The 20,801-nt window shown below is 39.8% G+C and carries 23 protein-coding genes and 1 riboswitch; of the genes, 8 read left to right on the top strand and 15 right to left on the bottom strand.

Annotated features, from left to right (window positions below; genetic code table 11):
- Positions 1-128: 128 nt before the first annotated feature.
- On the top strand, positions 129-683 hold the full coding sequence (locus ERX29_RS01750; RefSeq protein WP_133442967.1) for a GXWXG domain-containing protein: 555 nt from the start codon (positions 129-131) through the stop codon (positions 681-683).
- Here ERX29_RS01750 and ERX29_RS01745 read toward each other — a convergent pair.
- Positions 680-1,525, bottom strand: a complete 846-nt coding sequence (locus tag ERX29_RS01745; RefSeq protein ID WP_165981028.1) for an alpha/beta hydrolase — start codon at positions 1,523-1,525, stop codon at positions 680-682. The genes ERX29_RS01750 and ERX29_RS01745 overlap by 4 nt on opposite strands.
- Before the next feature lie 43 nt (positions 1,526-1,568).
- Complete coding sequence (locus tag ERX29_RS01740) at positions 1,569-2,045, bottom strand: pyrimidine dimer DNA glycosylase/endonuclease V (protein ID WP_133442965.1); 477 nt, start codon at positions 2,043-2,045, stop codon at positions 1,569-1,571.
- Positions 2,046-2,233: 188 nt separating this feature from the next.
- Between ERX29_RS01740 and ERX29_RS01735 the strand changes: the two genes are divergently transcribed.
- On the top strand, positions 2,234-2,722 hold the full coding sequence (locus ERX29_RS01735) for a pyridoxamine 5'-phosphate oxidase family protein (protein ID WP_133442964.1): 489 nt from the start codon (positions 2,234-2,236) through the stop codon (positions 2,720-2,722).
- Positions 2,723-2,776: 54 nt separating this feature from the next.
- Here the strand turns inward: ERX29_RS01735 and ERX29_RS01730 are convergent, their stop codons facing one another.
- From ERX29_RS01730 to ERX29_RS01700, 7 genes are read right to left on the bottom strand one after another with little or no spacing between them, the layout of a single operon-like run.
- Complete coding sequence (locus ERX29_RS01730; protein WP_165981027.1) at positions 2,777-3,601, bottom strand: alpha/beta fold hydrolase; 825 nt, start codon at positions 3,599-3,601, stop codon at positions 2,777-2,779.
- Between the two features lie 15 nt (positions 3,602-3,616).
- On the bottom strand, positions 3,617-4,702 hold the full coding sequence (locus ERX29_RS01725; RefSeq protein WP_133442962.1) for a glycosyltransferase family 2 protein: 1,086 nt from the start codon (positions 4,700-4,702) through the stop codon (positions 3,617-3,619).
- Positions 4,703-6,187, bottom strand: coding sequence for a phytoene desaturase family protein (locus tag ERX29_RS01720; protein ID WP_133442961.1), 1,485 nt, complete (start codon positions 6,185-6,187; stop codon positions 4,703-4,705). It abuts the gene before it with no gap.
- A gap of 8 nt (positions 6,188-6,195) precedes the next feature.
- Positions 6,196-7,062, bottom strand: a complete 867-nt coding sequence (locus tag ERX29_RS01715) for a phytoene/squalene synthase family protein (RefSeq protein ID WP_133442960.1) — start codon at positions 7,060-7,062, stop codon at positions 6,196-6,198.
- Positions 7,063-7,067: 5 nt separating this feature from the next.
- Positions 7,068-8,573: a phytoene desaturase family protein gene (locus tag ERX29_RS01710; RefSeq protein WP_341777592.1), complete on the bottom strand. Its 1,506-nt coding sequence runs from the start codon at positions 8,571-8,573 to the stop codon at positions 7,068-7,070.
- Between the two features lie 11 nt (positions 8,574-8,584).
- Positions 8,585-9,625 carry a type 2 isopentenyl-diphosphate Delta-isomerase gene (gene fni, locus ERX29_RS01705; RefSeq protein ID WP_133442959.1) on the bottom strand — a complete coding sequence of 347 codons (1,041 nt, stop codon included), beginning with the start codon at positions 9,623-9,625 and terminating at the stop codon, positions 8,585-8,587.
- Positions 9,626-9,643: 18 nt separating this feature from the next.
- Positions 9,644-10,126, bottom strand: a complete 483-nt coding sequence (locus ERX29_RS01700) for a glycosyl-4,4'-diaponeurosporenoate acyltransferase CrtO family protein (protein WP_133442958.1) — start codon at positions 10,124-10,126, stop codon at positions 9,644-9,646.
- A gap of 216 nt (positions 10,127-10,342) precedes the next feature.
- Here ERX29_RS01700 and ERX29_RS01695 point away from each other — a divergent pair, with 216 nt between their 5' ends.
- The 4 genes from ERX29_RS01695 (at position 10,343) to kynA (ending at position 14,644) form a co-directional block, all read left to right on the top strand.
- A complete protein-coding gene (locus ERX29_RS01695; protein ID WP_133442957.1) occupies positions 10,343-11,776 on the top strand; it encodes a protein adenylyltransferase SelO in 1,434 nt (477 codons plus the stop codon).
- Between the two features lie 126 nt (positions 11,777-11,902).
- Positions 11,903-13,174, top strand: a complete 1,272-nt coding sequence (gene kynU / locus ERX29_RS01690) for a kynureninase (RefSeq protein ID WP_207999146.1) — start codon at positions 11,903-11,905, stop codon at positions 13,172-13,174.
- Positions 13,174-13,809 carry an arylformamidase gene (gene kynB / locus ERX29_RS01685; RefSeq protein WP_133442955.1) on the top strand — a complete coding sequence of 212 codons (636 nt, stop codon included), beginning with the start codon at positions 13,174-13,176 and terminating at the stop codon, positions 13,807-13,809. The genes kynU and kynB overlap by 1 nt, the downstream gene beginning before the upstream one ends.
- A complete protein-coding gene (kynA, locus tag ERX29_RS01680; protein ID WP_133442954.1) occupies positions 13,802-14,644 on the top strand; it encodes a tryptophan 2,3-dioxygenase in 843 nt (280 codons plus the stop codon). The genes kynB and kynA overlap by 8 nt, the downstream gene beginning before the upstream one ends.
- Positions 14,645-14,709: 65 nt before the next feature.
- Here the strand turns inward: kynA and ERX29_RS01675 are convergent, their stop codons facing one another.
- The 6 genes from ERX29_RS01675 to ERX29_RS01650 form a co-directional block, all read right to left on the bottom strand.
- On the bottom strand, positions 14,710-15,006 hold the full coding sequence (locus tag ERX29_RS01675) for a hypothetical protein (protein WP_133442953.1): 297 nt from the start codon (positions 15,004-15,006) through the stop codon (positions 14,710-14,712).
- Positions 15,007-15,080: 74 nt separating this feature from the next.
- Positions 15,081-15,180, bottom strand: a riboswitch (SAM riboswitch).
- A gap of 55 nt (positions 15,181-15,235) precedes the next feature.
- Positions 15,236-15,871: an FMN-dependent NADH-azoreductase gene (locus ERX29_RS01670; protein WP_133442952.1), complete on the bottom strand. Its 636-nt coding sequence runs from the start codon at positions 15,869-15,871 to the stop codon at positions 15,236-15,238.
- 262 nt (positions 15,872-16,133) lie between these two features.
- Complete coding sequence (locus ERX29_RS01665) at positions 16,134-16,505, bottom strand: iron chaperone (protein ID WP_133442951.1); 372 nt, start codon at positions 16,503-16,505, stop codon at positions 16,134-16,136.
- 22 nt (positions 16,506-16,527) lie between these two features.
- The gene (locus ERX29_RS01660) at positions 16,528-17,388 is read right to left on the bottom strand and encodes a PPK2 family polyphosphate kinase (protein WP_133442950.1); all 861 of its coding nucleotides are present in this window, start codon (positions 17,386-17,388) and stop codon (positions 16,528-16,530) included.
- A gap of 95 nt (positions 17,389-17,483) precedes the next feature.
- On the bottom strand, positions 17,484-18,287 hold the full coding sequence (locus tag ERX29_RS01655; RefSeq protein WP_133442949.1) for a metallophosphoesterase: 804 nt from the start codon (positions 18,285-18,287) through the stop codon (positions 17,484-17,486).
- 24 nt (positions 18,288-18,311) lie between these two features.
- Positions 18,312-19,604 (bottom strand): MFS transporter, encoded by a 1,293-nt coding sequence (locus ERX29_RS01650; RefSeq protein WP_133442948.1) that lies wholly within the window; start codon positions 19,602-19,604, stop codon positions 18,312-18,314.
- A 146-nt stretch (positions 19,605-19,750) separates the two neighbouring features.
- On the opposite strand from ERX29_RS01650, the gene ERX29_RS01645 reads away from it, so the two are divergent.
- Positions 19,751-20,377 (top strand): C39 family peptidase, encoded by a 627-nt coding sequence (locus tag ERX29_RS01645; protein ID WP_133442947.1) that lies wholly within the window; start codon positions 19,751-19,753, stop codon positions 20,375-20,377.
- A 3-nt stretch (positions 20,378-20,380) separates the two neighbouring features.
- Complete coding sequence (locus ERX29_RS11060; RefSeq protein ID WP_243719939.1) at positions 20,381-20,791, top strand: hypothetical protein; 411 nt, start codon at positions 20,381-20,383, stop codon at positions 20,789-20,791.
- The last annotated feature ends 10 nt before the right edge of the window (positions 20,792-20,801 follow it).

Genomic DNA, 20,801 nt, shown 5'->3' with positions numbered 1-20,801 from the left:
CCCATGTTACTAATTTATAATATCATATAATTAAGTAACATTAAAAAAATATGCTCCCTTCTTATATTTTGTGACTGAGTTGTTTTTGAAACAGGGAATAATGAGTAAAACGAAGGAGTGTGAGAAATATGGAACTTAACAAATTGATCAACAGAAAATGGTCGCAGGAAGATATTAAGACTTATTTTGATAGTCTAGATTCAGTCTCTATCGAAATGATGCATGGACTATGGCGCGGCGAAGAAGTAAATACACCGCATCCGATGACCGGCTTACTGAAGAAAGCGAACTGGTACGGCAAATATTTTGAAGACAAAAATAATGTCACGCCGATTGTCATGCAGGATAAAAACGGCGAGTTATTCGCTGCAAATCCCGGTATGTTATCCTTAAAAGCACCTATCAAACTCGTGAAATTACTGCCTAAAGTCTTTTTTAACGTCGGTGTCACATTAATCAAGCCGATATTTAAAACTCATTCGCCGAAAGCACGTTTAAGACTGATGGATTACAATGGTACTGCAACTGCTGCGATGATTTATGACCAGAAACCTCTGATCGATTATTTAAAGAAAATTGATGACGATACTGTTCTCGGTATGGTTGATGAAACTGTAATTTCGAAACATCTGACGCATTATTTCATACTGATTCGTGATCGCTCCGACTGGCGTCCGTTTTAATTCTGGTGGTGAAAAAACGTCAGCGTTTCTATCATACAGTTCTGTGCTGTGCGCCGCTTCAGATCAAGCTGAAAATTATGCAGTGACATGACGTCGCGGTGTCCATATTCTCTGTAAACAAATGGTACATGATTTCTATAGAATGTCCGTAAAATCATCGGCTGTTTGCCGACTAGCAGGTCATTGACACTGTTTGCTATAAAAACGGGCGGAAAATCAGTTGTTACATAAACATCAAAATTTAACAACTCTCGCAATTCCAAATAATCTTCACCGATATAGTCATTTAACAGACGTTTTAAATACCAGAGCACCGGAGAACGACTGGTTTTACTGATTCTCTCTATCGGATCGAAGATACCACAATTAAGTGCGAGTGCTTTGAACTCAAGTTCAGGCAGTTTCATTTCATATTTAGATGCATAGCTAGTATTTGTCATCATGACAGTATACTGACTTAATAACTGTGCCCCGGCAGAATCTCCAATGCCGTATAATTTAGTAAGATCAAGCTTCAAGCAGTCAGCATGCTGTTTGATAAAATGAAGAACATCATTTAAATCTTCAAGCGCTGCCGGGTACTTATACTTCGGTGCTAAGCGATAATCATAATTAATAACTGCAAAGCCCATGCTGGCAAGCGTCATGCAGTAGTTACGATATACTTCTCTATCTCCATATACCCAGCCGCCCCCGTGCACGTTAATGATAACAGCATAACGGTCCATAATATTTTCAGGGTAATAGATATCAAGCTGTTGATTGTCTTTATACGTTATATCTTTAAGCACGCTGACTTCTTCAGGTGCTGTTTCAGAATGACTCCTTATCTTGTCCAGCATGCCAAAGATTAATCGGAATCCCGTTGAATAAATAGACATTTTTTCACCTGCCCATTAAGTTGACGCCGCATCTTGGCGCAATAGTGTCATCCAGCCATTTCTGATAAAGCAGCTCACGATATAGCTGATAGACGCTGTCACCATATACTTTATCATCACCGTACACATAATATGGCGGGATTTTATTATCATTAAACTGCTTGTAATTGTTATGAATCATTTCAGTCAGACGGATGACATCATCTCTAAATGCTTCGTTTCTCCTGCCACCTCTTCGCTGATGTTCCATGTCACAAGCATGAAGAAAGTGCAGGGCATCCGGTAAATATGGATGACCGTTATTATAAATATGTTTCACTACAGGATGAGATAAATAACGCGTGTTGCCTTCAATAATTTCCATCTTGGCAAGACAGACTCGTATAATCTGATACAGTTCAAGCACCTGCTTAGATAACCGTCTGTTATCAAGATATAAGGCTGATTGCTCATGGCTTTCATATGGTCTGAAAATCTGCATGGATTCACCTGCTTTATTTAATATTTCATAGTGCTAAAACAATTGACTAACATATCTTTTACCCTCTTTTTCAGTCTACAAAAACGAATTTACTTTATTTAAAAATAAAGTAAATTCTTACTGCTTATCATTTGTAATCATTATTTTATTTTAGTAATCTGAGGCTAATTACACATGGAGGTGCGATGATGTCAGAACAACTATCACATGAAGAGAAAAGAGAACGCCTATACGAAATCATCAAGAAGAATGATACAGCGATGATGACAACACTGTCAGGAGACAAGCTTGTTTCACGTCCGATGGCTTATCAGGAAGCGGAAGAAGATGGTAACCTTTGGTTTATTACAATGCGCGATACTGAGAAGGCAGATGAATTACTTGCTGACCCTCGAGTGAACGTTGCTTTTTCAAAAGAAGGCTATGTCTCTATTTCAGGAACCGCTCAATTAGTTGATGATTTAGAACTGAAGAAAAAATACTGGAATAAAGCGATGGAAGCTTTCCTTGATACGACATATGATGATCCAAATGTTGTATTGATCCGAGTAGAAGCAGAATCTGCAGAATACTGGGGCACAGACCAGAAGGCAAAAACATTCGTTGAAGGTCTTAAAAAATTAGTGAGTACAGACAGAAGCAACGATTCTGAAACGAATCAGACTTTAGACTTATAAAAGAGCCATTAAAAGCGCCTTGACTGTTTAACAGCCAGGGCGCTTTTAATATTTCTATTGTTTATAGCTTTGATGAAAATCTTCAATAATATCTACTAATTGTTCAGGGCAGGTTACCGGCAGCCAGTGACCCTGCTGTTTGATGATTTTGCAAGAGAAGGGTTGGTTGACATAGTAACTGGAATTGATCATCTGTTCTTTCGTTAACGCAGGGTCATTTTCTCCGATGATTCCTAGCACAGGTACTTTTACATCAGGCGTGCGCATCATTGTTCCATTGAAGTTGGCACGGTACCAGTTAAACCCGGCAGTTAACCTGCCAGAGCGAGTCATGTCATGCAGCCATTGACGTTTTAAGCGGTCTGATTCACTTGCCATTTTACGCAGCACAAAGTAGTTTCCCATGCTGAACACTTTTTCAGCGATTCCTTTTTGTAAGAAAAGACCAACATATGATCCTTTGAACAACTGCTTAATCGTTCCTCTTCGGAAGTAAGATTTCGGATGTCCCACACTCAATGCCACATAATTTTCTACGACTGTCGGATAATGCGCGCTGAAATACCAGCCGAGTATAGCACCCCAGTCATGTCCGATGATTTTTACTTTCTGAATATCGAGCGCGGTCAATAGGTCAAACAAGTCTTTAGCTGATAGTTCAAGCTTATAATCTTCTACATGCTCAAGCACCTCAGTCTCTCCGTAACCTCTTAAGTCAGGAGCAATGACGCGGTATCCTCGCGCAGTCAGTAACGGTATCATCCGTTCCCAGAGCTTTGCTGAATCCGGAAAGCCGTGCAGGAGCAGAACAGGCTCTCCTGCTCCTTCGTCGATTATATGATAGTCGACTCCGTTTAAGTTTATATTATACTGATTCAAGCGTGTCAGTCCTTTCTAAAATTTAATATGACGTCCCTTCCATTTCACTTCTTTACGAATATACGTATCAAATGCTGAGCGCATGAATACATACATGAAAAAGAGAAACGTCATTGGAAATAACAACGCTGTTAAGATATTAAAATTTCCTGTTCTTCTAGAAATTACATAGAAATAACTCGAGTAAATTAAATAACTAAATATAGCTGTTATTAAGTGCCCAGGTCCTGTCACTAGTCCCCATATAATAAAGAGCGGCAATGTCACTGATGCTGTCATCCACAAAACGATTAATGTCATCACAGCTGGCAATGTCTCAGTAGCGCCCGTAGCGAAGTGTTTTGCCCACCCTGACATCATAAAACGTAAGCCGCGAGGATACATTCTGAAATTCAGCGTTCCCTGGCCGAGCAGCAGCGTGACAGACAGCTGATGTTGATGGAAGTTATGTGCAAGCGCAAATCCTTCGATGATTTCACCACTCGCTTCTTTGTGCCCGCCTGTCTTAATATAATCTTCTCTTGAGCAGAGAATAAACGGTCCGAATGCACCTGTATTCTGCTTCGGTCTGATGACAGAGAAAATATTCATACCGGTAATCGTCAGAATATTGAATAGTACTGATAATTGCTCATACCACATTTTTGTGACATGGTAAGGCTGAATCGCCAGAAGACCTTCTTTATAAGTCGCTGTAATCTTGGCAAGTGACGATTTGTCATTAAACCAAGTGTCAGCGTCCATAAATATGAGTATGTTTCCTCGTGCATAACGCGCCCCATCATAGCATGCCGCGGTCTTGCCTTTCCAGTCGGACTGATTATCGAAATGAATCACATGAGCACCAAACTGTTCAGCAATGACAGCTGTGTTGTCAGTGGACCCGTCATCAACAATAATGACATCAAGCGGTCTCATCGTCTGCATCTGTATAGATTGAAGTAACGTCGGCAGGTTGTCTTCTTCATCTCGGGCCGGAATGATCACGCTGACTGATTGCTGCAATTGAGTGTTAACTTCTTCGACAACAGGATGTCGCATATACATTAAGTAACCGCATACTAAAGACAGCAGCGTCAATATGACAAATACGATTAGCATTTATCGTTCACGCTCTGCTATCATCTTACCGACCTGCTGACCGCTGAGTGTCACCATCGGCATACCGCCGCCCGGATTCACAGTACCACCGACAAAGTAAAGGTTGTCGAAATGATCACTATGCTTCGGATGCTTAAAGCCGTTGTTTTTCTTACGGTCAGATAGTGTCCCGTATATTGCGCCGCGGTCAGAGCCATATATGCGTTCAATATCAGCAGGAAGCCATAAGTCTTCTGTCACAATATGCTGCCTAAGATCAGTGAGGCCCATCTTCTCGAGTTTAATTAAGACTCGTTCACGTAAATTTGCATAGTCCTGCACTGTGAAGTCCTTGTCCTGCAGATGTGGAATATGTGGAAGGATTTTAATGTTTTCATGTCCTGTCGGTGCCTGCCCAGGATCTGTCTTATTCGTGTTAACGAGATAGATGGTCGGGTCATCCGGCAGTACTTTATCATGGAAGACTTGACGATAATTGCGTTTCGAATCGTTTGAAAAAAAGAAGTTGTGGTGCGAGAGTTGCGGATATTCTTTCTTCACACCGATATGCATGACCAGGCCTGAGCTTGTCGGTTCAAACTTCTTTTTTAGCTTCTTAATATTTTTTGGAGGCATGTCAAGTAGCTGCTCGTATAGCGGTATGACTTCCATATTGGACACGAAGTAATCCGCTGTCACTGTTGTGTCATCACTTAAAATAATCGATTCAATAGCATTTTGAGTCTGATTCATATGAACGACTTCAATGCCTGTATGGATCTTGACCCCTATGTCGCGTGCGAGCTGCGTGATTCCTTCTGCTAACTTATGCATACCCCCGGAGACATACCATGCACCCTGCTCATGCTGCATGTGAATCATCATATTTAGGACAGCTGGCGCGTCATAAGACGAGGAACCAACATATTTAATAAAATAGCCTAGCATATCCCTGAATTCAGTATTACCTATGTATTTGTTGATAGCCTGCTGCATTGTACTGAAATAGTCAAATCCTTTTAGAGCATTTAATGGCCCATGATGTTTAATCAGGGGAATCTTCTTATCTATGCCGAGCGCAAAATAACTGTCTTTTGTCAGTTCATGGATTCTACCGGCATAATTCAGAAAGTTCTGATACTCATCCATGTCCTGGTTCGACAAATAAGGGTTTTCATCTGCCATCACTTGTAAGTCACCATACAGATTATATATATGACCAGATGGAAAAAAGGAGCGCCACTCAAGAGGAAGTCTGACAATTTCCACATAGTCCGCCATGTTTTTACTGCTTCTTTCAAATAGCGTTTCAAATATATAAGGCATGGTTAATATGGACGGTCCAAGATCAAATCCGAACCCATCCTGCTCCAGTCGATTGAGTTTCCCACCGATATGGTGATTCCGTTCATAAAGTGACACGTCAAAGCCTTGCTGCACTAATGTAATAGCTGCTGATATGCCCCCGAGTCCACCACCGATGACTACTGCTTTTTTCATTGTCATCCTCCTCCTTACAAGCCAGTCAGATAGTTCATAGCCTGGTGCCTGATCATCAATTTCCTTGCTGTTGATACTTTGTTTCTATCAGTGAGACAATTATAATTATTTGCTCTTACTTCATCTAATATAGCTCGGTAGACCATTGCTGATAATAACAGCGGCAGCTGCCCTTCTTTTTTATAAAGATTGATTGAGCTATAAAAATTGTCGTAAATTCCTTCAGCGTAACCGGCCAAATATTCCCACATCTCTATGAATGCAGGTTCAGACTGCCGTTCTTCAATCGCTTTAATGCAGCCGTACTTTTCCATTATTTCAACAGGTATATAGATTCTTCGATGATATGAATAATCTTCTCCTATATCCCGAAGAATATTAGTAATCTGCATAGCGACACCCAGCTGTTCAGCATCTCTTTTTAATTGTTCGCTGTTGTTGTCAGAAAGTATAGGGAGCAGCATACGTCCTACAGAACCCGCAACCTGAGTACTATACCACTTTAAATCCTCAAGCGTTTCCGGCTGTTTAAACATAATATCATGCTCCTGCCCACTAATCTGCCAGTTGAACATTTCGAGGTCAAGCGTATAACGGGAGTGCACGTCGCGTAGTGCACGCCACATCGGATGATTGATTTCATAACCATTCGCAAAATCACTCAAGTCTTTTTTCAGTTGATTTAAACCTGAAATGCTCATCGCAGCGCTTTCTGACTCATCGACGATATCATCAGCCATCCGACAGAATGCGTAGACTGCATAGACCGCATTAGCATCATCTACCGGCAGTTCTTTGAACGCATAATAGAATGATTTTGAATGTTGTTTTATGATGTTCCTGCAGTATTCATAATCTTTGTTTAGCGTATAGTGATCCATTGTAATCACTTCCTGTAATTTTTATCGTCAAGCATGAGTTCTTCAGCTGCAATTTTTGATGACAGCAGCACGATAGGAACACCTGCTCCTGGATGTGTACTGCTACCTGTGAAATAGAGATTCTCACAAGCGACAGCCTTACTTTGTGGTCTTAAATGGTTACTTTGAAACAATGTCGGCTGAAGACCGAATGTCGCACCATTATAGGCATTAAACCGGTTATTGAAATCAACAGGAGTCACCCGTGTTTCTGTTACTATCTCCTCTCTGATGTTCTCCATGCCAGGCAGCTGCTCAAGTTTTGATAACATCTTTTCTCTATAGTAACTTTCTGTTTCCACGTTCCATTCATATTGTGCTGTTTTAAGTTCTGATATCGGCATCAGGATATATAGACCGTCCTTACCTTCCGGAGCAAGTGTCGGATCAAGTTTAGAGGCGATATACATATAAAGTGATGGGTCTTCTATTGTTGTTCCATCAAAAATCTGCTTGATATTTTTATCTAAATTGTCAGAAAAGACAAAGTTATGAACATTATTGATTTCTTCGTATTTTTTATTCATTCCAAGATACATGACAAAACATGAACATGAATAATCCATCTCATCAATTTTTTTATCTGTATATTTTCCTTTTGCTTCCTGATTTTTGACAAGATGTTTTGTGGCATAAGGAAAGTCAGCGTTGCACATCACGTAATCAGCACTGAACATACCTAACGGCGTCTTAATACCTACAGCCTGCTTGTTATGGATAATAATTTCATCGACGGGTACGTTGTAATGAATGACTCCTCCTAGTTCTTCAAATAATTCAGCCATTCCTTTAGCCATCGTGTACATGCCGCCTTTAATGAACCAAATGCCATAAAGAAATTCAATCATCGGAATGATTGTATATAGCGACGGGCTTTTCGCCGGGGAGACACCGATATATAGCGTCTGGAAGCTGATCATGTCGCGCATTCTTTTATCTTTAATATACTTATTCATCGTATTTTCAGCGTTTCCAAGTGTCTTTAATTTTAATCCTTGATTAAGCATATTCAAGTTATAGAAATCCCGTTTATTTCTAAACGGCCGCTGAAGAAAATGATTTTTCGCGATATTGAATCTGCCATATAAATCACTGATATAGCGTAGGAATCCTTCAGCATCCTTTTCATCGACAGCTTCAAATAACGCTGTCAACTGTACAAGGTCGTTTGAAACATCCAGCTTTTCCGTACCTTGCTTAAAATAACCACTGTACATCGGACTCAGCTGCTGCATAGGGATGTAATCATCAGGGTTACGCCCAGCGATTTCAAATATTTCTTTATATAAGTCAGGCATCATGACAATCGTTGGTCCAAGATCAAACGAGTAACCTTCTCTTGTAATACGATGCATCTTCCCGCCTGGCAATGCTTCTTTCTCAAAGATTTCAACATCATAGCCTGCGTTCTGCAGCCGAATAGCGCAAGCAAGACCTGCAACACCGGCACCTATTACTATTACTTTAGTCATATCCATTCTCCTCACTTCAGATTGCGCTGCTCCTGCCATGAAATTAATCCTGGACTGAGCACTATAGGTTTATCTTGGAGTTCCTGTAATGTTGATGCACCAAGCATGGTCGCAATTATTTTTAGCTGTTCTTTAAAAGACTCTACATATTCAATCGTACCTTCAATTCCTTGATCTTCAATAAGCAGCAACATGTTTCTTGACATACCTACGGCTTTTGCACCGAGAGCGTAACATTTAATGGCATCCAGTGGATGACGGATACCTCCGCTTGCCAGCACGTCAAGTTCTGGAAACGGCTTTGCTTCCAGAAGAGAAACGGCAGTCGACTGGCCCCATTCTTTTAAGTAGCTCATGTCCTTTAGACTTCTACGTTCATTTTCCACATGAATGAAATCCGTTCCACCGCGTCCGCTGACATCGACAATTTCCACACCAATATCCATCAACTGACTAAAAGTCTCCTGGCTCATACCAAACCCAACTTCCTTGACAATGACAGGGACGGAAGATCGTGTTACAATTTTTTCTATTGTAGAGAGCCATGTTGAAAATTGACGACTTCCTTCCGGCATAACCAGTTCCTGCGGCACGTTAACGTGTATTTGCAGCGCATCTGCCTGAATCATATCTATCGCTTGAAGCGCCAAATCAACATCGACGTCAGCTCCGACATTACCGAATATCATACCGTTCGGATTTTGCTGACGAACGACCATATAAGAATGAGCAAGCGCAGTATCTTTCAATGCAGCATGCATTGAACCTACAGCCATCGTAATATGTGTTTCACGTGCAACAATCGCTAATTTTTCATTAATTTCAGCTGCACGCTTACTTCCACCTGTCATTGCATTAATGTAAAAAGGGTGATTAACTTTAAGGTTTCCGATAGTAGTGGAAAGATTCACTTCATCTATATTTAAGCTTGGAATTGATTGATGAATAAAACGAATTTCATCGAATGCAGAACGAGGAGAATCAGGATGATCTATAGCCAGCTGAATATGGTCATCTTTCCGCTGCTCTCTTTTGTTTTTTTCATAACTCATCTTGTATCATCTCCTAAATTAAGTGGTCAGACTACGTTTATTTTTTTTAATAAAGACTTTTTCAAGCCTTGGTCTGTTGTATCGTTGAGCAATAATAAAAGGGAAATTACTGACGATTCCAAACATAATGTTTAATACAGCAGCCCATCTAGGATTCCATAGAAAAAATAAGAAGCTGAAGCAAATAGTGAACCAGTGCGTCATCTCTGCCCTACGCATTTCAATGAGAAACGTTTCAAATGTAGTGTTTTGATGATTCGGAAGATGCGATTTATTATGACCACTTTTAATAAATAACGTGCCATCCGGTAATTTATGCTTCCAAGTCTTTACCCGAAATAGTCTGTTCCATACTTCACCCCCGCATTCCCATTTAAAATCTTTAAAGAATGGCTTTGCTTTAATAAAAAATTCAGTGGGAACTTTACTCATCATCAGTGAGTTTGCTAAATTAATTGTTCCCCATGCGACGGCATTAAGAAGCACTAGTTTTCTCCACATCATCATCATTTCCTTTCCATTAGAAATAAAACAGCAAGCAAAAATTTATTTAAATATTTTCGGGCATTCATAGTCTGTTTATTATAAATTATCTTTATTTTAACATTTTACGATACAATTCCATATAAATCGGTAGATGTCATGAGCCTTTTACTCACTCATACTGAGTACGGATGTTAAACTGATAACATATCAATATGACAAGGAGAATATCATATGAGTAGTAATCAATGGAAATTTGACAATACTTATCTCGCGCTTCCTGATGACCTCTATACCCGTGAACAGCTTAATCCAGTCAGCAAACCAAAAATTGTAGCAAAAAATACACAACTTGCTGATGAACTGGGTCTTGATATATCAATTTTTGAATCGGCACAATTGTTTGGCGGCAATTCGTTGCCTGAAGGAGCAGAACCTATTGCACAGGCTTACGCCGGCCATCAGTTTGGTCAGTTTTCCATGCTTGGCGACGGTCGTGTCCTGCTTCTTGGCGAACATATCACACCTCATGGTAAACGCTATGATATTCAATTGAAAGGTTCAGGCCGAACTCCGTATTCACGTATGGGAGATGGAAGGTCACCGCTTGGGCCGATGCTTAGAGAGTATATCATCAGCGAAGCGATGCATGCTCTGGCTATACCATCAACAAGAAGTCTTGCCGTCACTGCAACTGGTGATCAGGTTCGCCGCGAGACATCAATGCTTGGCGGTATTCTGACAAGAGTAGCAGCAAGCCATATACGCGTGGGAACTTTCGAATATGCTGCAAGATTAGAAGATGATACTATCATCAGAAAACTTGCAGACTATACCATTAATCGACATTATCCACAGTCGAATAATAAAGATAATAAATACCTTGCTCTGCTTGATAAAGTTATCGATGTTCAAGCGTCTTTAATCGCTAAATGGCAGGCTGTCGGATTCATTCATGGTGTAATGAACACAGACAACATGACTATCAGCGGTGAAACCATTGATTACGGACCGTGTGCTTTCATGGATTCCTTCAATCCTGCTACTGTCTTCAGCTCAATTGATGTACAAGGTCGTTATCAATTTCAAAATCAGCCCGGTATCGGATTATGGAACTTATCGCGTTTCGCTGAGACATTGATTTCTCTCATAGATTCAGATGAAGAAAAAGCAATCAGCCTCGCTAAAGGTTCATTAAAACAATATGAAACGTGTTACATTTCTTATTACCTGGATTATATGGCACAGAAACTCGGCATTCATGAACGTCAGGAAAATGATGACCAGCTGATGATTGATTTTCTTAATTTGCTGGAACTACATGAACTGGATTATACGGCCACATTTCGTTTATTATCAGAGAATAAAGTAGAACAGATGACGATACGCAATGAAGAAACATTTACGAACTGGTATCAGCGCTGGCAGAAGCGTATTAGAACTGAAGATCAACCGTATCAGCTGATGAAATCAGTGAATCCTGTTGTTATTCCTCGTAATCACCTCGTAGAAGAAGCACTGAAAGAAGCGACGGATGACGATGACTATACCAAATTCAATAAACTCCTTAAAGTCGTTACAGACCCTTATAATGAATCTCACGCTGAAAAATACATGTGCGGTCCTGATCCATCACAACAAGTGCTGCAGACATTCTGCGGGACATAGAATTTATATTTTCAATAGAAACCCTCATACTTTCATGTATGAGGGTTTCTTTTTTAAATAAAAAGAAAACGTTTTCTCTTGAACTTCGATGATTTACTTATACAATAAAATAAAGGGGATGAGTTGATGACAAAAATTACTCGGGAATATTTACAGCAGTTAGACGAGAAAGATGGTCTCGCTAAGTTCCGAAATGAATTCTATTTGAATGACCAGGTTATTTATTTAAACGGCAATTCACTTGGATTATTGAGCCGCCGTGCAGAAGCTTCACTTAATGAAGTCATGGAAATGTGGAAGCAGTATGGGATTGACGGATGGATGAAAGGGAAACGCCCATGGTTTTACTTCACCGATGAATTGTCAGAATTGATGGCACCGCTTGTCGGTGCGGCTCCTGAGGAAGTATGTGTGACTGGCTCAACGACGACTAATATTCATCAGATGATAGCAACGCTTTATCAGCCGACTAAGGAACGTTATAAAATTCTGGCGGATGAACTTAACTTTCCATCCGATATTTATGCTTTAAAATCACAGCTCGCATTGAAAGGTTATCATGAGGATGCGTTAGTGCAAGTACAATCACGTGACGGTCAAACTTTACTGACGGATGATATTATTGCTCAGATGACTGACGATATCGCATTGATATTACTGCCAAGCGTGCTTTACCGCAGCGGGCAAGTACTTGATATGAAGACTTTGACAGAAGAAGCACATAGGCGAGGCATCGTCATAGGTTTTGACTTGTGCCATTCAATCGGCTCTTTGCCGCACGAACTGAATGCATGGGATGTTGATTTCGCTGTATGGTGTACGTATAAACATTTAAACGGAGGACCGGGCAGCATCGGGGGATTGTACATCAATGAAAAGCATCATGTACATGCGCCTGGTCTTGCAGGCTGGTTCGGTTCTGACAAAAACAAGCAATTTGATATGGAGCATGACTTTTCTCAGGCAATCGATGCCGGTGCCTACCAGATTGGTACACCGCATATGCTGAGTGCTGCACCGCTGATTGGAGCGCTCGAAATGATGAATGAGGCGACGATTGATGCGGTACGCGCTAAATCTCTGCTGATGACCGATTTACTGATTGAGCTGGTGACTGAACATTTAGTGCCGCTCGGTTTTATTATCACTACACCGCTCGATCATCATGCACGTGGAGGTCATTTATATATTGAACACGATGAAGCTGCCCGTATCACAAAAGCGATGAAGGCTGAAGGAATCATTCCAGATTTCCGTGCGCCTAAAGGAATCCGCTTATCTCCTGTGGCCTTATATAATACATTTACCGAACTATATGACACAGTGTCTATTATCAAGTCGATTATGACAGAAGAAAAGTATAGGGAATATAAAAATGAACGAGAGGTTGTGGCGTAATGAGCTGGATAGATATTTCACAACCTTTAACGAATGATATTGCTCACTGGCCGGAAGATCAGCCATTTGTCTATGAGACGACAATCACTAAGGAAAATTCCGGTTCTGTCAATATCGGCAGAATCACAACAAGTACTCATATCGGAACACATGTCGACGCACCGTTCCACTACGATTCAAGCGGCAGACGAATTCTCGATCTTGATATCAATCGCTATATCGGCGACTGCCAAGTGATAGATTTAAGTGAATTTGATACTCTTTCAGCTGAAGCATTTAAAAACAAGCTGACCAAACCGGCTGAACGTGTGCTGATTAAAACGTCATTACGTAACAACCCAAAATATTTCCCGGAAAATGTTCCTGGTATTACGTCTGACGGTGCTGATTATTTGAACACACTCGGAGTTAAACTTGTCGGTGTTGATACGCCGTCAGTCGATGATATTTCAAGCAAAGACTTACAAGGACATCACGCGCTCTATCATCATGACATCTATATTCTGGAGAATGTCATGCTGGATTCAATAGAGCCTGGTAATTATGAGCTGATTGCTCTGCCTTTAGCCATAGCTGAAGCTGATGGAAGTCCTGTACGTGCTGTCATCAGACGTAAGGAGGTATCTCATGGCTAATCATCACCAAGCATTTGAGAATGAAAAGAATATTCATACCGACTTTAAAAAAGACATGACTTACAGCAGTTATCTTGGACTCGATACGCTTCTGTCAAGTCATCATCCACTTAGCGATCATCATGACGAGATGCTGTTCATTACCGTGCATCATGTGAGCGAAGTATGGATGAAACAGATGTTACATGAATTGAAAGCTGCTGTAATCAATATCCAGAACGATCAATTGGGTGAGGCTTTCAAAAAACTCGCACGCGTGTCACAGATTCAGCAGCAGATTAAAAACGTCTGGGATGTACTGGCGACTTTAACGCCGAGTGAATATTTGGAATTCCGCGATCATCTCGGTCATTCATCAGGTTTTCAGTCATATCAAAACCGATTGATAGAATTTTATCTTGGTTATAAGACAGATTATATATTGAAAATCTATGTGCATGAGCCGGACATACATGCCCAGCTGCTCGAAGCCTATCATGCTCCAAGCCTTTACGATGCAGCAATTCAGGCACTACATCGTCAAGGGTTTAAAATAGATTCAGCTGTTCTAGACCGTGACCCATCAATCACACATGAAGTAAATGAGAGTGTAAAAGAAGCGTGGAAAGAAGTCTATCGTAATAGCAATGAATACTGGCAGCTTTATGAACTGGCAGAAGAACTCGTCGATATTGAAGATCTGTTCCAGCAATGGCGCTTCAGACATATGAAAACTGTTGAACGTATTATCGGCTTTAAGATGGGGACAGGCGGCTCTCAAGGGGTCAATTACTTGAAAAAAGTACTGGATCAGTATTTCTTCCCTGAACTCTGGCAGCTCAGAACTGAATTATAGACAAAGCACCTTGGTTCCTTTAAATAGGATCCAAGGTGCTTTGTTTGGATAAGTATTTAATATAATTATAACCGCTGTATTGTCTTATAAATTTTAACTTCTACTGTATAACCGTCCATCTCAAATTTTAATTCTTTAGCGTCATTAACTTCTGGTTCTTCAACTGTTTTTGATGCATCAGTTGTTTTCTCGGTCTGGCGATTACGATAAAAATCCAACTTTCTTACACTTTGTTCTACTTCTTCCAGCTCTTTTCGCAGACGATTTCTGTCGTTTGCTCTTAACATTGAACTTGCATAGTTTGTCGGCGTGTATGATTCCACCAGTTCTAAATCTGCTAAAATATCTGCTCTTGTTCTCATCTTTTTTGCCTCCTAAATTTTAGTTACAAAAAATAGCTCATCTTAAAATCAAGAAGAGCTATCGTTAGAGAATCTTCTTATCTTCCAAGATATACTTGTTGGAATTAGCACAGTGCGTAAGCCTGTTGCTGAGGTTTCATAGGGCCAAGTCCCTCCACCTGCTCTGAATAAGATACGAGCTATTAATTTGTAAATCTATTATACTAAAGAATTTTGAAAATCGCTAGTATTAAAACGTTTGACCTAATTCTTTACCACGTTTCATACCGTCCGCTTTGATTTCCTCCGCTTTTTCAGGGTTTGCGTTATGTCCTTCTATTATAAGTTCTTCATAAGTCGGAACACCCATAAATGACATAATCGTTTTCAAGTAGCGGTTGCCCATTTCCATTTCTGCTGCCGGTCCTTCTGTATAATATCCGCCGCGTGCCTGGATATGCAGTGCTTTTTTGTCTGTCAACAACCCTACAGCACCTTCAGCTGTATATTTGAATGCTTTGCCTGCTACTGCTACTGCATCAATATAAGCTTTCATGACTGCCGGGAACGAGAAGTTCCAGAATGGTGTAACAAAAACATACTTATCAGCAGCAGCAAACTGATCGCTAAGTTCATTCAGACGATTGACTTTCTGCTGTTCTGTTTCTGATAATTTATTAAATTCTTCTCCGGATTGTAACTTACCCCATCCTGAGAAAACATCTTTATCAATTAATGGAATGAATGTATCATATAAGTCGATATGGACAACTTCGTGATCTGGATTAGTCGCTTTATAGCTATTTATAAATGATTGTCCTGCTGCCATTGAGAATGATGTCGTTTCGTCGTTCGGGTGTGCTGTAATGTATAAAACTTGAGTCATGATGTAACCTACCTTTATATATTTATTATATTTGATATAATTATTATACTTATTTACAATTTAAATGCAAGTCTTTAATTTTAAAAATAACTCAAAGTGTAAAAATTACTATGATAATAGATAGTATAATGATGATTCCAACCATATTCTGGCATTTAGTAATGACTATTTGCTCGAAAATTATTTTTCAGGAATTTAGCTCCGTAAATATGCGCGAACAAAAAAGCAGCTTCCACTTGTTATCAAATGTAAGCTGCTTTTATTATTTTCTCCAGAAGGTTTTGCATTCTTTCTTATCTTCCATATTAAAATCGATGATAGCTCTCAGTAGATCATAGTTTACTTCGTCTGAAAACTTTATACGAAATAGACCATTCGTCTGACTGTAACCTGCCTCTTGAATCGCATCTTTAAACTGTTCCATTGTTTTATATTCAGGAGCTATAGAGATATGTTGCTTTGCGGTACTGAATCCGATGATATAAGTACCGTGATGCGTAAACATCGGCTGATTCCATTTCAGCTCCTCCTGAAGGTCAGGATAACTATCTTCTACCCAGTTTAATATATCAGACACTCTGTCCTTCTGATAATTATCTTCAATTTTATTAAGAAACTCTTCAAATACGCTCATCTATCTGTCCCCTTAATTTCAATCATTCCTGTTCAAGCTGTTTTATATATTTATCCAGTTCTTCTTTATCTTCTCCACCTATTTCAGGAAACTTTGGATTAATTTCTTTTAATAGTTCAATCATCACTTTAGAAACGATACTTCTGCTATGCCATTCATCATCTGCCGGCATAATATACCAGGGACTGTATTCTGTCGAAGTTTCCTGTAGCATTTCTTCAAATATCTGCTGATACGTATCCCAATGCTCCCGCTCTTTGACATCGTTAAATGAAAATTCCCAGTTTTTCTCAGGATTCTTCATGCGTTCCAGCAGTCGTTCTCGCTGCTTATCTTTCGACATATTGAAAAAGAATTTAACAACGTAAAAGCCATTTTCATGCAGATATCGTTCATAATCATTGATTTGTCTGTATCTTAGTTTCCAGACATCCTCTTTCTCAACATATTCAGGCATTTCTATATCTTTCACTAAGTCATGGACACGCGTCACTATGACTTCTTCATAATACGACCGATTAAGTATAGCAATTTCTCCACGCGCCGGTAGTCCATCATGGAGTCGCCACATATAGTCATGCTTACTTTCTTCTTCAGACGGCTTTTTAAAAGAAGTTGTTTTTAAACCTTGTGCATTTAAATTCGAGAAAATATAGCTGATTGTCTCGTCTTTACCAGCAGCATCTAATGCCTGCAGTACGACGAGGATACCGTTCTCCTCTTCAGCATGTAATTTTAAATGCAGCTCCTTCAACTCCGCTACAAGTTCCGGAATGATCTCATCTCTGATATAATCATTGTCTTGCTGCTTACCCTCACTTGCTGGATAGTCAGCAAGTTTAATTGCTTTGTTAACTGGTACTTGATAGGCATTATTAGTCATACAAAAACCTCCCTGCATTTACCAGTAATATTCCTTAATACATAGGACGTAAACATCGACTACTGTGAAGAACGGAGTATCTAAAAGAAAGCCTTCTATATTTCAATCACATGAAGTGCACTTGCAATTTCAGTCGCGAGATTCTTTGAGCGCCATTGCCTTGTATAACCGAGACAGGCGCAAATATAAGTGATACCGTCTTCTACAAGCATCTTTCTAAAATGAATATGACCCATAATGCTGTATTTAATAGAGTACTGTTTATATAACTGATCAAAATCAGATGTCCCGATATAGGCATTGTAAAAATCAAAAATCCGATGCGGCATTGGTACTGTGAATTTCTTATGTGTAACGATATGGGTCATCAAAATAATATGACGGTCACCTACTTGTTCCATGTCTTTACGAACTGCTTCTGCGAATGTTTTAGACACTCTCTGATCATTAAGACGCCAGTCAACATAGAATTTATCCTGCCAGGTGCTGCCTTTAAATTTACCGGATTCCAGTTTCTCACGACTAAATTCTGATGCTGCATAACTATAATCATACCAGCCGCTGTGACCGATCACTGCCCAGTCTTCATTAATAATATACGGTCGTTCAATCAAACATTCCGGCTGTTTTTTGAAATATTCAAAAATCTCAAGCGTCTTTTTATCATTGTCCCAGTAATCGTGATTCCCTGGAACAAACAGCACGTCTATACCAATCTTGTCTTTCAACGTCTTAATGAAGTGATAAGACATTTTATAATCATTGGAAATATCCCCTGCGAGCAGTAGCAAGTCAATGTTCTGTGATTTTACTTCCGCTGACAGCACATCAATATAGACTTCAAAAGACCGCTTCGTATCACGGTCTATATGCAAATCAGAAATTATTCCTATTTTCATTATAATAACCTCTTTGTTTCTTGATTACTTTTCTACTGCTTTAATGACTTTGAAATGTAAAATAAATGCGACCAGTGCCATTACGAATAAAGAGAGTATCGCCACTCTGCTTGCTAATGGTCCGTAATCACTGAGCGCCCACGTGATTGTTCCATATATAAAGGGTCCTAACACAGCAGATAGTCTGCCGCTCATTGAGAACAAGCCAAAAAACTGACCTTCATGACCTTCAGGAGACAGTTCAATAATCAGCGTCCGTGAAATGACCCAGATCGATCCCATCGCAATGCCAAACAGAATTGCACAAAGGTAGAACCATTCTTTCGCTAAAGGAAGGCTGGCAACAATTAATGCAATCATCAAGATTAAAGCGACCCACTGCAGTGCTTTAACTGAACCGATCTTTTTAGAAATATATCCGAACATAAAGGCACCGATAATACTAAAAACAGTTGCCATCATAAAAATTCCGATGAAAGCACTGCTTGAAAAACCGACAACGGTTGTTGCATAAGGCTGCATCATACTAATAGCAGTTGCCAGTGCATCATTCAAGAAAAAATAGACGATAAGAAATAAATAGATGGCCGGTTCATTCTTTGCTATTTTAAATGTTTCAATTACTTCTTTATACCCTGTAAACAATGAAGAAGTCTGTGATTTAAAAGTTGTTTTCTTTACGCCGTCTCTGCCATATAGAAAAATAGGAATACTGAAAAAGAGAAACATCAATGCTGTCGGTATAAAGGTTTCACCGGGATGATCAGTACCAACAAGCCACATGACGCTTAATATTCCGACCAGTGTGCCGAGATAGCCGAGTGCCACACCGAATCCAGAAATAATCGCATGGTCTTCTTTCGGTGCGAGCTTGCTCATCATGGCATCATAAAAAACCAGACCTGAATTATAACTAAATTTAGCAATTGTAAAAAGAATGATGATCAATAGAAACGATAACGGGACACCTAGTACTTTCTGGTTAAGTTCTGATTGATAGGCCAAACCCATCAGCATCGTACACGCAAAAACTAATAGACTGAACAAGATGATCCATTTTTTCTTTTTGTTCGTCCGATCAATGTAGACACCATAAATCGGACTTAAGACAATCAGCAGAAGTGCCGCTGTACTTGCTGAGTAGGCGATCCATGTAGAAGCGAGCTGCTCTGTCACCGGATCTTTACCGAGCTGTTCGGTAACAAACTGAGGAAAGAATAATGTAATGATATTCGCGCTGAAAATCGTGTTACTGAAATCATATAATGCCCAGCTCAATACAGGTATTGACAACATCAGTCTAATATCACGTTTCATGTGGAACTCCCTTCCGTCATTGTTATATTCATTTATATTATAACTGAATCTGTCACTGGAACGTAGTTTAACCTTCATTGCACTTCACGACGAATCAATCTATACTGGAGAGTATTAATCAACGTATCTGAAAGGAGCGACTATTCATAGATCCATTACTTCTACCGGTTCAACCGATCAGCCAGTTATTCCCGAAACCTATAATCATGGGTTGTGAAGGAGTTGCAGCGGCTATGCTCCTCCAATATAATCAGCATTTCATCAGTGCAGACAAACTGATGAAATATTGGCCAAGACATCCAAACAATCCAGAACTCGGTTACGTTGGACATCCCTTTTTTATTAAGCCGAATGTTCATCAGACGATATTTCCTCAAGCGCTCGTACCTTATCTTAAGCAGTACGACGAACATATCATTGATGGTACAGGTCAGTCACTAAAGAATCTTGAACAGGTGATTAATTCGGGGCAGCCTGTCGTTATTTACCATACACATCTTGGAGTCAGACCTTTAAGACGCACATTTAAAACTAGCAGCGGACTAAAAAACTGGGTATCTAATATACATGTAACATTGCTGATTGGCTATGATGAATATCATTACTATTTCATCGATCCATTATGGATGCATTTTAAGACATTGCTTGCTCCAGCTTTATGGCCCTCCCATCATCAAATTCATAAGATGAATAAGAAGCGACTCATACGAAGCTATGATGCTCCCGGCCGAATGTGCTTATATCGCAATATTAATCAAACGTTTACGAGGTAATTTATGCATTTAAACAGTAAAACATTAAAAATGCCTTTACAGATTTCTGCTGTCAGTTTAATTGTTATCATTGTCAGTATTATGCTAGTCAGAGAGCTATCAACGATTGATTTCAGACATACGATTATTGCTTTTCGTTCCATGTCGACGAGGTCGTTTGTTACACTCATTCTTCTAGGGCTCTTATCAGTCCTTGTCTTAACGCTTTATGACTTTGCTCTTGTCAGGGCGCTAAACATCAAGTCTTCTCTTAAACAGACGGCTGCTACCAGCTATATTATTAACGCGCTTAATAATCTGATTGGATTCGGGGGATTTATAGGTGCCAGCTTAAGGTTCTTTACTTATCAACCGTATGTTTCAGACAAAAAACAATTATCTAAAGCTATTACTTTACTATTGATGTCGATGTAAAGCGGACTTA

This window comes from Macrococcus lamae (assembly GCF_004359545.1).
Lineage (GTDB): Bacteria > Bacillota > Bacilli > Staphylococcales > Staphylococcaceae > Macrococcus > Macrococcus lamae.
The sequence above is the reverse complement of the archived record's forward strand: the minus strand, read 5'-3'. Positions and strand labels throughout refer to the sequence as shown.